This is a genomic window from Zavarzinia sp. CC-PAN008, assembly GCF_051903925.1.
In the GTDB taxonomy this organism is placed as follows: domain Bacteria; phylum Pseudomonadota; class Alphaproteobacteria; order Zavarziniales; family Zavarziniaceae.
Genome location: NZ_CP173678.1, coordinates 3,982,983 through 3,995,973 on the forward strand (window position 1 = coordinate 3,982,983; position 12,991 = coordinate 3,995,973).

11 protein-coding genes are annotated in these 12,991 nt (G+C 71.4%); all 11 read left to right on the top strand.

The features are described 5' to 3' along the window. The first annotated feature begins 2 nt into the window (after window positions 1-2). The 11 genes from ACI6GS_RS18660 to acsF are packed head-to-tail and all read left to right on the top strand — an operon-like array spanning window position 3 to window position 12,989. Window positions 3-1,322: a ferredoxin:protochlorophyllide reductase (ATP-dependent) subunit N gene (locus tag ACI6GS_RS18660; RefSeq protein WP_439814970.1), complete on the top strand. Its 1,320-nt coding sequence runs from the start codon at window positions 3-5 to the stop codon at window positions 1,320-1,322. Beyond that, window positions 1,319-2,857: a ferredoxin:protochlorophyllide reductase (ATP-dependent) subunit B gene (bchB, locus tag ACI6GS_RS18665; protein ID WP_439814971.1), complete on the top strand. Its 1,539-nt coding sequence runs from the start codon at window positions 1,319-1,321 to the stop codon at window positions 2,855-2,857. Before ACI6GS_RS18660 ends, bchB begins: the two co-directional genes overlap by 4 nt. Then, window positions 2,832-6,542 carry a magnesium chelatase subunit H gene (locus ACI6GS_RS18670; RefSeq protein ID WP_439814972.1) on the top strand — a complete coding sequence of 1,237 codons (3,711 nt, stop codon included), beginning with the start codon at window positions 2,832-2,834 and terminating at the stop codon, window positions 6,540-6,542. Before bchB ends, ACI6GS_RS18670 begins: the two co-directional genes overlap by 26 nt. Window positions 6,543-6,555: 13 nt before the next feature. Continuing rightward, window positions 6,556-7,461, top strand: coding sequence for a ferredoxin:protochlorophyllide reductase (ATP-dependent) iron-sulfur ATP-binding protein (bchL, locus tag ACI6GS_RS18675; protein ID WP_439814973.1), 906 nt, complete (start codon window positions 6,556-6,558; stop codon window positions 7,459-7,461). Then, a complete protein-coding gene (gene bchM, locus ACI6GS_RS18680) occupies window positions 7,461-8,159 on the top strand; it encodes a magnesium protoporphyrin IX methyltransferase (protein ID WP_439814974.1) in 699 nt (232 codons plus the stop codon). Before bchL ends, bchM begins: the two co-directional genes overlap by 1 nt. Further along, on the top strand, window positions 8,156-9,610 hold the full coding sequence (locus ACI6GS_RS18685) for an MFS transporter (RefSeq protein ID WP_439814975.1): 1,455 nt from the start codon (window positions 8,156-8,158) through the stop codon (window positions 9,608-9,610). Before bchM ends, ACI6GS_RS18685 begins: the two co-directional genes overlap by 4 nt. A 31-nt stretch (window positions 9,611-9,641) precedes the next feature. Next, a complete protein-coding gene (gene puhA, locus ACI6GS_RS18690; protein ID WP_439814976.1) occupies window positions 9,642-10,412 on the top strand; it encodes a photosynthetic reaction center subunit H in 771 nt (256 codons plus the stop codon). Beyond that, the gene (gene puhB, locus ACI6GS_RS18695; protein ID WP_439814977.1) at window positions 10,409-11,101 is read left to right on the top strand and encodes a photosynthetic complex putative assembly protein PuhB; all 693 of its coding nucleotides are present in this window, start codon (window positions 10,409-10,411) and stop codon (window positions 11,099-11,101) included. The genes puhA and puhB overlap by 4 nt, the downstream gene beginning before the upstream one ends. A 39-nt stretch (window positions 11,102-11,140) precedes the next feature. Then, a complete protein-coding gene (puhC, locus tag ACI6GS_RS18700; RefSeq protein ID WP_439814978.1) occupies window positions 11,141-11,608 on the top strand; it encodes a photosynthetic complex assembly protein PuhC in 468 nt (155 codons plus the stop codon). Next, window positions 11,605-11,889 (top strand): hypothetical protein, encoded by a 285-nt coding sequence (locus ACI6GS_RS18705; protein WP_439814979.1) that lies wholly within the window; start codon window positions 11,605-11,607, stop codon window positions 11,887-11,889. Before puhC ends, ACI6GS_RS18705 begins: the two co-directional genes overlap by 4 nt. Further along, window positions 11,886-12,989 (top strand): magnesium-protoporphyrin IX monomethyl ester (oxidative) cyclase, encoded by a 1,104-nt coding sequence (gene acsF / locus ACI6GS_RS18710; RefSeq protein WP_439814980.1) that lies wholly within the window; start codon window positions 11,886-11,888, stop codon window positions 12,987-12,989. The genes ACI6GS_RS18705 and acsF overlap by 4 nt, the downstream gene beginning before the upstream one ends. Window positions 12,990-12,991: the final 2 nt, after the last annotated feature.

Consider the following 12,991-nt stretch of genomic DNA (forward strand, 5'->3'; position numbering starts at 1 on the left):
CCATGGACGCCCTCGGCATCGACGCTGGCGACGCGGTCCCGGCGGCCGGCTGCGCCGCCCCCCCGCCCCGCGTCGTGCTGCGCGAACGGGGCCAGCGCGAGGTCTTCTGCGGCCTGACCGGCATCGTCTGGCTGCACCGCAAGATCCAGGACGCCTTCTTCCTGGTCGTCGGCTCCCGCACCTGCGCCCACCTGCTGCAGTCCGCCGCCGGCGTCATGATCTTTGCCGAGCCGCGCTTCGCCACCGCCATCATGGAGGAGCGCGACCTGGCGGGCCTGGCCGACACGAACGAGGAGCTGGACCGCGTCGTCACCCGCCTGCTGGAACGCCGGCCGGACATCCGCCTGCTCTTCCTGGTCGGCTCCTGCCCGTCCGAGGTGATCAAGCTCGACCTGGGCAAGGCGGCGCAGCGCCTGTCCGCCCGCCACCGCGCCACGCCCGACCGGGCGGCGGTCCGCGTCCTGCACTATTCCGGTAGCGGCATCGAGACGACCTTCACCCAAGGAGAGGACGCCTGCCTGGCGGCACTGGTCCCCGAACTGCCGCAGGCCAGCCCCGGCCGCACGCTGCTTCTGGTCGGTGCCCTGCCCGACATCGTGGAGGACCAGTTCCGCCGCATCCTGGCGGAGCTTGGCATCGCCCGGGTCGACGTCCTGCCCGGCGTGCGGGGCGAGGCCATGCCGGCGATCGGCCCCGAGACGCTGTTCCTGCTGGCCCAGCCCTTCCTGTCCGACACCGCGCGGGCGCTGGAACGGCGCGGTGCCCGCCACCTTCCGGCTCCCTTCCCGCTGGGGGTCGAGGGGACGACGGCCTGGCTGAAGGCGGCGGCCGACGCATTCGGCGTCGCGCCCGCGGTCTTCGACCGGGCCGTCGGACCGGGGCGCGAGCGTGGACAACGCGCCGTCGCCCGCCACCGCGCGGCACTGGCCGGGCGCCGCATCTTCTTCTTCCCCGATTCGCAGCTTGAGATCCCGCTGGCCCGCTTCCTGGCGCGGGAGCTCGGCATGATCCCGGTGGAGGTGGGCACCCCCTTCCTGCACGGCCCGATCATGGCGCCGGAACTCGCGCTGCTGCCCGACGACGCGATCCTGAGCGAGGGCCAGGACGTGGAGCGCCAGCTCGACCGCTGCCGCGACGCGCGGCCCGACCTGGTCGTCTGCGGCCTGGGCCTGGCCAACCCGCTGGAGGCGGAGGGCCTGGCCACCAAGTGGTCGATCGAGCTCGTCTTCTCTCCCATTCACGGCTTCGATCAGGCGGGCGACCTGGCGGAGCTTTTCGCCCGGCCCCTGGCGCGCCGCGCGGCGCTGAGGTTTGCCTCATGAAGCTCAGCGTCTGGACCTATGAGGGCCCGCCCCATGTCGGCGCCATGCGCGTCGCGGCGGCGATGCGGGATGTCCACTACGTCCTGCACGCGCCCCAGGGCGACACCTATGCCGACCTGCTCTTCACCATGATCGACCGGCAGGGCGCCCGCCCGCCGGTGACCTACACCACGTTCCAGGCCCGCGACCTGGGCGGCGATACCGCGGAACTGTTCCGCACCGCCGCCCTTGAGGCCTGCGCCCGCTTCCGTCCCCAGGCCCTGCTGGTCGGCGCCTCGTGCACGGCGGAGCTGATCCAGGACGATCCGGGCGGCCTGGCCCATGCCCTGGCCCTGCCGGTGCCGGTGGTGCCGCTGGAACTGCCCTCCTACTCCAAGAAGGAAAGCTGGGGCGCCGGCGAGACCTTCTACCAGATCGTGCGCCGCCTGGCCGACCCGACCCGCCGGGCCCCGCCCCGCGCCGGACGGCGTCCGCGCTGCAACCTGCTGGGCGCCACCGCGCTCGGCTTCCACCACCGCGACGACGTCGTGGAGGTGACGCGCCTGCTGGGCCAGATGGGCATCGACGTGGCGCTGTGCGCGCCGCTCGGCGCCTCCCCCGCCGACATTGCCGGGATCGGGGAGGCCGACTTCAACGTGGTGCTCTACCCGGAAACGGGCGAATCGGCCGCGCGCTGGCTGGAGAAGACCTTCGGCCAGGCAATGACCCGCACGGTGCCGATCGGCTTTGGCGCCACGCGCGACTTCGTGGCGGAGGTGGCCGCCCTGGCCGGTGTCGACGCCGGCGCCGTCCTGGCCGATCCGCCCTCGCGCATGCCCTGGTGGTCGCGGTCGGTCGACAGCACCTACCTCACGGGCAAGCGCGTCTTCATCTTCGGCGACGCCACCCACGCCATCGCCGCCGCCCGCGTCGCGCACGAGGAGATGGGCTTCAAGGTCGTTGGCCTGGGCGCCTACAACCGCGAGTTCGCCCGCGACGTCCGTGCCTGTGCCGAGCGCCTGGGGGTGGAGGCTCTGATCACCGACGACTACCTGGAGGTGGAGGCCCGCATCGCCGCGCTGCAGCCCGAGCTGGTCCTGGGCACGCAGATGGAGCGGCACATCGCCAAGCGGCTGGGTGTCGCCTGCGCCGTCATCTCGGCGCCCATGCACGTCCAGGACGTGCCGGCCCGCTTCTCGCCCCAGATGGGGTTCGAGGGGACGAACGTCCTGTTCGACACCTGGATCCATCCCCTGGTGATGGGGCTGGAGGAGCATCTGCTGACGATGTTCCGCAGCGATTTCGAATTCAGCGACGCGGCCGGTCCTTCCCACCTGGGGGCCGCGCACGCCAGCCCGCCGGCCCCGGCGCCAGTGGAGGCGGCCGCCGGCACCGCGCTCACCTGGGCCAGCGAAGCCGAGCAGGAGCTGAAGAAGATCCCCTTCTTCGTCCGCGGCAAGGCGCGCCGGAATACCGAACGCTTCGCGGCCGAACGGGGCCTGGCGATCGTCACCATCGGGACGCTGTACGATGCGAAATCGCATTTCGGGCGCTGACGCGTCGCTCCCGGGTTCGCCGGCCGCGGTCCTCTCGGCCGCGGTCCCGGTCCGTGTCGTCATCGTCACGCTGGACATGCACCTGGCGCATGCGGTCGACCGCGTCGGCCGGCGCCTGGCGCAGCAGGTGCCGGGCCTGGTCCTGACCCTGCATGCGGCCGCCGAATGGGAGCACAATCCAGCAGCCCTGGAACGGGCCAAGGCCGACATCGCCCAGGCCCATGTCGTGATCGCCACGATGCTGTTCCTGGACGACCATGTCCGCGCGATCCGGCCCGCTCTGCTGGCCCGGCGCGAGGCCTGCGATGCGATGGCCGTGGTCATGTCGGCGCCCGACGCGGCGCGGCTGACGCGCCTGGGGTCCTTGCGCATGGACGCGCCCGAAAGCGGCCTGACCCGGCTGCTGAAGCGCCTGCGCGGCAAGGGGACGGAGGGCAAGCCCGCCTCCGGCGCCGGCCAGATGGCGATGCTGCGCCGCCTGCCCCGCATCCTGCGCCTGATCCCGGGCAAGGCGCAGGACCTGCGCGCCTTCTTCCTGACCATGCAGTACTGGCTGGCCGGCTCCGACGCCAATATCGAAAGCCTGGTCCGCTTCCTGCTGAACCAGTACGCCGACGGGCCGCGCCGGGCCTTGCGCGGCACGTTGAACCCGCCGGCGCCGATCGACTATCCGGACGTCGGCCTCTATCACCCGCGCCTTCCCAACCGCATGACCGAGCGGCTGGACGACCTGCCGCCAGCACCTGCGGGCGCTGCCGGCACCGTCGGCGTGCTGATCCTGCGCTCCTACGTCCTGGCGGGCGACACGGCGCACTATGACGGGGTCATCGCGGCGCTGGAGGCGCGCGGCCTGCGCGTGCTGGTCGCGTTCGCCACCGGCCTCGATTCGCGGCCGGCGATCGAGGCCTATTTCGAGGAGGGCGGACGCCCCCGCATCGACGCCCTGGTGTCCCTCACCGGCTTCTCGCTGGTCGGCGGGCCCGCCTACAACGACCAGACGGCGGCCGGGCAGATCCTGGGCCGCCTGGACGTCCCCTACATCGCCGCCATGCCGGTGGAGTTCCAGACCCTGGAGGGCTGGCGCGAGTCGCGCCATGGCCTGACCCCGGTCGAGGCCACGATGATGGTGGCGATCCCGGAACTGGACGGTGCCATTGCGCCGCTGGTCTATGGTGGCCGTTCCGCCGCCTCGGACGGGCCGCAGCGTATGCAACCGGAGCCGGAGCGCGCGGCGGCGCTGGCTGCGCGCGTCACGCGCCTGGTGGCGCTGCGCCGAACGGCCCGGGCGGAGCGGCGCATCGCCATCGTCCTGTTCAATTTCCCGCCCAATGCCGGCGCCACCGGGACGGCCGCCCACCTGGCTGTCTTCGAATCGCTGTTCAACACGCTGTCGGCGATGCGGCGGGCGGGCTATGCCGTCGACCTGCCGCGCGATGTCGATGCCCTGCGCGCCCGCCTGCTGGATGGCAATCGCGAGCGCCACGGCACCGATGCCAATGTCCATGCCCTGGTGCCGGTCGACGACCATGTGCGGCGCGAGCCGCATCTGGATGCGCTGGAGCAGCAATGGGGCCCGGCGCCCGGCCGGCACCTGACCAATGGCCGCGCGCTCTACATCCAGGGCGCCCAGTTCGGCCAGGTCTTTGTCGGGCTGCAGCCGGGCTTCGGGATCGAGGGCGACCCGATGCGCCTGCTGTTCGACGGCAGCTTCGCGCCAACCCACGCCTTCAGCGCCTTCTATCGCTGGCTGCGGGAGGATTTCGCCGCCCACGCCGTGCTCCATTTCGGGACCCACGGCGCGCTGGAGTTCATGCCGGGCAAGCAGGTGGGACTGGGGAGCACATGCTGGCCGGAGCGGCTGATCGGCGACCTGCCGAACGTCTATCTCTACGCCGCCAACAACCCGTCGGAGGGCACGCTGGCCAAGCGCCGGTCCGCCGCCACGCTGGTCAGCTACCTCACCCCCTCGATGCGCGAGGCGGGGCTCTACAAGGGCCTGCTCGACCTGAAGCACGCGGTCGAGCGCTGGCGGGCCCGCACCGCGCCCGATCCGGAGCTGGAGGCGACGATCGTCGACCAGGCCGCGGCGCTGGACCTGGCGCTGGACGATCGGGGCATCGCGGGTCTAGCCGCGCGCCTCTACGAGTATGAACAGGCCTTGATCCCCGATGGCCTGCATGTCGTGGGCGCTGCCCCCGACGCCGCCGCGCGCGCCGCCCAGCTGGCCCACATCGCCGGGGCCCAGGGCGGAGCGGTGCCGCCCGCCGCCGTCCTGGACGCCCTGGCGGCCGGCGTGCCGGCGGAGCGGGCGCTGCGCCTGTGGGACACGCCCGCCACGCCCGACCTGCGCCGCCTGCTGGACGACCTGGCCCGTGCCAATGGGCACCTTGCGGGGTCTGGCGAGCTCGATGGGCTCCTGACCGCGCTCGACGGCCGCTTCGTGGCGCCGGCGCCCAGCGGCGACCTGCTGCGCACGCCCGAGATCCTGCCGACCGGCCGCAACCTGCACGGTTTCGACCCGTTCCGCCTGCCCAGCGCCGCGGCGATGCGCGACGGTGCGGCCCAGGTGCGTCGCCTGCTGCAGCGCCATGCGGAAGCCGGCAGCCCGGCGCCGGAGACGATCGCCTTCGTCCTGTGGGGCTCCGACAACCTGAAGGGCGAGGGCGAGCCGATCGGCCAGGTCCTGGCGCTGCTGGGCGCCCGTGCCCGCTTCGACGCCTATGGCCGCCTGTGCGGCGCCGAACTGCTGCCGCTGGAGCAGCTGGGCCGGCCGCGCATCGACGTGCTGGTGACCCTGTCCGGCATCTTCCGCGACCTGCTGCCGCTCCAGACGCGCATGCTGGCCGAGGCCGCCTGGCTGGCCGCCAGCGCCGACGAGCCGCCGGAGCGCAACTTCGTGCGCAAGCACGCCCTGGCGGCCCAGGCCGAACTGGGCTGCGACCTGGAGGAGGCGGCCCTGCGCGTCTTCTCGAACGCCGAAGGGGCCTACGGCGCCAACGTCAACCACATGATCGACGCCGGCTGCTGGACCGACGGGGACGAACTGGCCGACACCTACCAGGCGCGCAAGTGCTTCGCCTATGGCCGCAGCGGCAGCGCCACGCGGCAGCCCATCCTGCTGGGCCAGGCGCTGCGTACCGTCGACCTCGCCTATCAGAACATCGAATCGCTCGAACTGGGCGTCACCGCGATCGACCACTATGTCGACACGCTGGGCGGCATCAGCCGCGCGGCGCGGCGCGCCCGCGGGGCAGAGATCGCCGTCTATGTCGGCGACCAGACCCAAGGCACGGCCAAGGTCCGCAGCCTGGCCGAGCAGGTGACGCTGGAAACCCGCACGCGGATGCTGAACCCGCGCTGGTACGACGGCCTGCTGCGCCACGGCTACGAGGGCGTGCGCCAGATCGAGGCCCAGGTGACCAACACCTTCGCCTGGTCGGCCACGACCGACCAGGTGGCGCCGTGGGTCTACCAGCGCATCAGCGAAACCTTCGTCCTGGACCCGGACATGCGTGCCCGGCTCATGGACCTGAACCCAAAGGCCTCGGCCCGCATGGCCAACCGGCTGATCGAGGCGCACGAGCGCAACTTCTGGTCCCCCGACGCCGCCACGCTCGACGCCCTGCGTCTGGCTGGCGACGAGATCGAGGACAGGCTGGAAGGCGTGCTGGTGGCGGCGGAATGACGAGGAGATCACCATGAACCTGCCCCTGTGCCGGCCGATCCCCAACTTCATCGGCAAACCCGATGGAGAAGGCAGCGTGCAGGTCCACCAGGATCCGCGCGTGAAGATCGACGGCGCCAAGGTCTTCGCCATCTATGGCAAGGGCGGCATCGGCAAGTCGACGACCTCGTCCAACCTCTCGGCCGCGTTCTCCAAGCTGGGCAAGCGGGTGCTGCAGATCGGCTGCGATCCCAAGCACGATTCGACCTTCACGCTGACCAAGCGGCTGATCCCGACGGTGATCGACGTCCTGGAACAGGCCGACTTCCACAGCGAGGAACTGCGGCCCGAGGACTATGTGGTCGAGGGCTATAACGGCGTCATGTGCGTCGAGGCGGGCGGCCCCCCGGCCGGTACCGGCTGCGGCGGCTATGTCGTGGGCCAGACGGTGAAGCTGCTCAAGGAGCACCACCTGCTGGAGGACACCGACGTCGTCATCTTCGACGTCCTGGGCGATGTCGTCTGCGGCGGCTTCGCCGCGCCCCTGCAGCATGCCGAGCGGGCGCTGATCGTGACCGCCAACGACTTCGACTCGATCTTCGCGATGAACCGGATCGTGGCGGCCATCCGCGCCAAGTCCAAGACCTATGACGTGCGCCTGGGCGGCGTCATCGCCAATCGCAGCGAGCAGACGGACGAGATCGACCGCTTCAACGACGCGATCGGCATCGGCCGCGTCGCCCACTTCCCCTCGCTCGACATCATCCGCAAGTCCCGGCTGAAGAAGTCGACGCTGTTCGAGATGGAACAGTCGCCCGAACTGGACAAGGTCCTGGACGAGTACCTGCGCCTGGCGGCGACGCTCTACGCGGGCGAGACGCGCTACGACGCGATGCCGATGAAGGATCGCGACATCTTCGACTTCCTGGGGTTCGACTGATGGCGACGCCCACCTTCGACGAGCGGCGCGGCCGGCTCGAGATCTATTTCGATCGCACCGCGCGTGATGCCTGGGCCCAGCTGACATCCGACGCGCCGGTCAGCGGCATCCGGGCAACGGTCCGCGCGGGCCGCGACCGGATGCGCGACATCCTGCTGTCCTGGCTGCCGCTGGACATGGCCGGCCGCCGCCTGCTGGACGCCGGCTGCGGCACGGGGGCCCTGTCGCTGGCCGCGGCACGGCGCGGCGCCCGCGTCGTTGCCGTGGACATTGCCGACGGTCTGGTCGGCATCGCCCGCCAGCGGCTGCCCGCCACCATCGCCGGCGCCGTCGACTTCCGCTGCGGCGACATGCTCGACCCCGCGATCGGGCCGGTCGACCACGCCGTCGCCATGGATTCGCTGATCCATTACGAGACGCCCGACATCGTCGCGGCACTCGCCCGCCTCGCCCCGCGCGTGCGCCACAGCATCGTGTTCACCGTGGCGCCCAGCACGCCCGCGCTGATGCTGATGCACAGGCTGGGCCGCGTCTTTCCGCGCGGCAACCGGGCGCCTGCGATCGTGCCGGTCAAAGTGGACGGCCTTGCCGCCCGCGTCGCCGCCGAGCCGGCCCTGGCCGGCTGGCGCCTGGGCCGGACGGAGCGCGTCACGTCGGGCTTCTACATGTCGCACGCCCTGGAACTGGTGCGCGCGTGAGCCCGCGCGGGGCAGGGTCGCGGCGGTCGCTGGGGGGGCGGCTGTGGTCGCGCGTCGGCCCGGGCTTCCTGCCCTTTGCCGATGCCGCCAGCGCCGACCTGCCGCTGTCGCGCCTGCTCCGCCTGTCGCTGTTCCAGGTCACGGTTGGCATGGCGATGGCGCTGACCATCGGCACCCTGAACCGCGTGATGATCGTGGAACTGGCGGTGCCGGCGGCGCTCGTGTCGGTCATGGTGGCGCTGCCCATGGTGTTCGCGCCGCTGCGCGCGTTCATCGGCTTCAAGTCGGACACCCACCGCTCCTACCTGGGCTGGCGCCGGGTGCCCTATATCTGGTTCGGCACGCTGATGCAGTTCGGCGGCCTGGCGATCATGCCCTTCGCCCTGCTGGTCCTCTCGGGCGACAGCGGCGCTCCCGTGGCGGTGGGCCAGGTGGCGGCGGCGGTCGCCTTCCTGCTGATCGGCGCCGGCATGCAGACGACGCAGACGGCGGGCCTGGCCCTGGCGACCGACCTGGCGCCGGAGGAGGCGCGCCCCCGCGTCGTCGCCCTGATGTTCACCATGCTGCTGGTCGGCGTCGTGGTCAGCGGCTTTGCCTTCTCCCTGCTCCTGGCCGATTTCAGCCCCATGCGCCTGATCCAGGTGGTCCAGGGGGCAGCCGCGCTGACCATGGCCGTCAACCTGGTCGCCCTGTGGAAGCAGGAGGCCCGCGACCCCGGCCGCACGCGTGGTCGCGCCGCCGACGATCCTGATTTCCGCACCACCTGGCGGCTGTTCACCGCCCTGCCCGGCCGCCGCCGCTTCCTGCTGGCGGTTGCCCTGGGCACCGTCGCCTTCGCCATGCAGGACCCGCTGCTGGAACCCTATGGCGGCGAGGTCCTGGGCATGGGCGTGGGCCAGACGACGATGCTGACCGCCCTGATGGCGGCTGGGGCGCTGGCGGCCTTCGCCGTCGCGGCGCGGGTGCTGGTCCAGGGCTTCGATCCGTGCCGGCTGGCGGCCTATGGCTTGGTCATGGGGCTGCCTGCCTTCACCGCCGTGCTGCTGGCCGCCCCCCTCGACTCGCCCGGATTGTTCCGTGTCGGCGCCATCCTGATCGGCTTCGGCTCCGGGCTCGTCTCCGTCGGCACCCTCAGCGCCGCGATGAACCTGGAGCCGCAGGCCCGCACCGGCCTTGCCCTGGGCGCCTGGGGCGCCGTCCAGGCGACGGCCGCCGGCGTCGGCATCGGCCTGGCCGGGGTGATCCGCGATGGCATCTCGAACCTGGCCGAGCGGGGCGCCCTGGGGCCGGCCCTGGACAGCCACGCGACCGGCTATGGCTCGGTCTACTACCTGGAAATCCTGCTGATCCTCGCGGCCCTGGTCGTGATCGGCCCCCTGGCCCGCCTGACCGACAAGGTCGCGGCGGGCGGGCCCAAGGCTTTGCAGGACGCGACACCGCACGGCGCCTGAAGGACGGCGCCCCGTTGAGGGGGAGGGCATGATGGTTGCAGCGCCGTATGGGGTCGATTGGGCCCTGGTATCCTTGTACGTGTTCCTGCTCTTCTTCGCGGGCCTGATCCTGTACCTCCGGCGCGAGGACCGGCGCGAGGGCTACCCGCTGGAGGAGGACGGCACGGGCCGCGTGCGTGGCCGGGCCGGCCTGCTGTTCGCGGCCCTGCCCAAGACGTTCCACCTGCCCCATGGCGGCGGCGTGGTCCAGGCGCCCAACGCCATCCGCGACACCCGTCCCCTGGCGTTGCGCCGGGTCAGCGTGACGCCGGGCTCGCCCTCCGTGCCCACCGGCAACCCGCTGGTGGACGGCGTCGGGCCCGCCGCCTATGCCCAGCGGCGCAAGGTGCCGGACATGACCAACCATGGCGAGTTCCGCATCGTGCCCCTGCGCGAGGCGCCGGGCTTCTACCTCGAGAAGCGCGATCCCGATCCGCGCGGCATGAAGGTCTATGGCGCCGACGGCAAGGTGGCGGGCACCGTCGCCGATGTCTGGGTCGACCGGGGCGAGGTGCTGCTGCGCTATCTTGAAGTGGCGCTGGCCGATGGCAGCGGCAGCGTCCTGACGCCCATCACCGTCGCCCGGATCGAGGGCCGCCACAACCGGGTGCGGGTCGACGCCATCGCCGCCGCCCAGTTCGTCGACGTGCCGCGAATCGCCAGCCCGGGCAGCATCACCTTCGACGAGGAGGAGCGCGTCGCGGCCTATTACGGCGGTGGCTATCTCTATGGCCGGCCCGGCCGGACGGAACCGCTGCTGTGAGCGGCCCGCGCCGGCATCCCGGGGAGCACGACGACTATCACGTCGAGCCGATCCCCGGCCTGCCGGAGACGCCGCCGGACGGCGAGCGGATCCTGTGGCAGGGCGGCCCGGACTGGCGCCTGGTCGCGGCCCATGTGTTCCATGTCCGCGGTGTCGCCTTCTACCTGCTGGCCCTGATCCTGTGGCGCGCCGGCGTCCAGTGGGACGCAGCGGGCCCGGGTGCGGCGGCGGCCACGGCGGTCGCCCTGCTCCCCGTGGCGGGCCTGGCACTGGGCCTGCTGGTCGTCCTCGCGCGCATCTGTGCCCGCACCACGCGCTACACCATCACCAACCGCCGCGTCGTGCTGCGCATCGGCATGGCCCTGCCCGTCGCCATGAACGTGCCCTTTGCCAAGGTGGCGGGCGCCAGCCTGCGCCGCCTGGCCCATGGCGGGGGCGACATCCCGCTGCAGCTGCAGGAGGGCCAGCGCATTCCCTATAGCTGGCTGTGGCCCCACGCGCGGCCCTGGCACCTGCGCCAGCCGCAGCCGATGCTGCGGGCCGTGCCCCAGGCAGAGCAGGTGGCGGCCCTGCTGGCGGAGGCGCTGGCCGAAGCGGTCCCCGTCGCGCGCAATCCTGTCAAGCTGGCGGCACAGCCTGCGCAGAGACCTGTGTCCAATTTCGTTGACAGTCCAATTCTGTCTTCCTAGCATGACAGGCAACGAACACGGGACGGGAGGGGCAAGGCCATGGCGGACCAGATCATCCCCACCGGTGCCGTCTGGGCGGCGGGTGCCCTGATCCTGGCCAGCCTGGTCGGCGTCGGCATCCAGCAATGGGACAAGCGCGACGCCCCCCCGCTGGCCAGCAGCGCCACCCCGGTCAATGTGCGTACCCTTCACTTCATCGACCAGGGCGACCAGCCCATCGCGTTCAAGGGCCGGGTCCGCGTCATTGACGAGCAGACCGGCCAGGAACTGCCGGAACTCGCCGCCAGCGACGGCTTCATCCGCGCCGTCCTGAACGGCCTCGCCTTCGAGCGGAGCAAGCGCCGAATCGAGGCGCCCGGCATCTTCCGCCTGGTCCACTGGTCCGACCACCGCCTGACGCTGGAGGATCCGGCGACCGGTGCCCGCATCAGCCTGGACGAGTTCGGCAGCGGCAACCTGACGCCGTTCCTGCGCTTCCTGCGGACCGAGGGGAACGCCGCGTCATGAGGCGGGCGCTGGTCACCGGCTGCACCGTCGCCGTCACCCACACCGCCGAACGGCTCGACGCGCACGTCGTCCTGGACGGCGACGTGGCGCTCAACCCCGGCGATCAGGTGCAGGTCCACGGCGCCCCCATCCGCCTGGCCTTCGGCCAGACGCTGGTCGAGCGCCGCACCGCAACCGTGCGCCGCGCCGGCCCCCTGGCGCGGGCCTGGACGCGCCTGACCGCGCGCCTGGAACTGGCCGAACTCTACGATCTCAGCTTCTCATCGGGGAAGGTGCCATGACCGCTGCCGCCCTTGCCGTAGCACCCACGCACGCGCCAGCACCGGGCCTTGCGCCCGACATTCCGGACGCAACCGGCATCGCCCTGCGCGAAACCGTGCTCAGTCCCCGCTTCTACACGACCGACTTCGCGGCACTGGATCGCATCGACGTCAGCGCGGTGCGTGCCGAATGGGACGGCCTCCTGGCCGAGATGAAGGCCGATCCCAACCGCACCCATTTCAAGCGGACCGAGGCGCTGGCCCAATCGCTGGACAGCCTGCCGCCGGACCTGCGCGGCGAATTCGTGGACTTCCTGGTCAGTTCGCTGACCTCGGAATTCTCGGGCTGCGTGCTTTATGCCGAGATCGCCCGGCGCTCGAAGAACCCGGACGTGGTGGCGCTGTTCAAGTTCCTGGCGCGCGACGAATCGCGCCATGCCGGCTTCATCAACGAGTCGCTGAAGGACTATGGGATCGGCATCGACCTCAGCTTCCTGACCAAGACCAAGAAGTATACGTTCTTCAAACCCAAATACATCTTCTACGCGGTCTATCTGTCCGAGAAGATCGGCTATGCCCGGTACATCACGATCTATCGCCAGCTGGAACAGAACCCGCACCTTCAGTTCCACCCGATCTTCCGGTGGTTCAAGGAATGGTGCAATGACGAGTACCGCCATGGCGAGGCGTTCGCCCTGCTGATGCGGGCCGATCCGGGCCTGCTGCGGGGGCCCAATCGCCTGTGGATCCGCTTCTTCCTGCTGTCGGTCTACGCGACCATGTACTGCCGCGACCATGGCCGGCCCGCCTTCCACAAGGCGCTGGGCCTCAATCCCACCGACTACGACTATCGCGTCTTCCGCGTCTGTTCCGACATCTCGCGCCAGGTCTTCCCGCTGATGCTGGATACCGACAGCCCGGCCTTCCGGGCGCGCATGGAACACCTGCGGCAGCTGGCCGACCGCCACGCCGCCGCCAAGGCGGAAGGGGGCGGCGTCCTGGCGCGGCTGAAGCGCGGCGTGCTGGTCGCCCGCATCGCCACCACCTTCGTGCGGCTCTATGCGATGCCCGTCGTCTCCAACGAGCTGCCGGCGACGGTGCGCCTGGCGCCGACCTGGTAGGG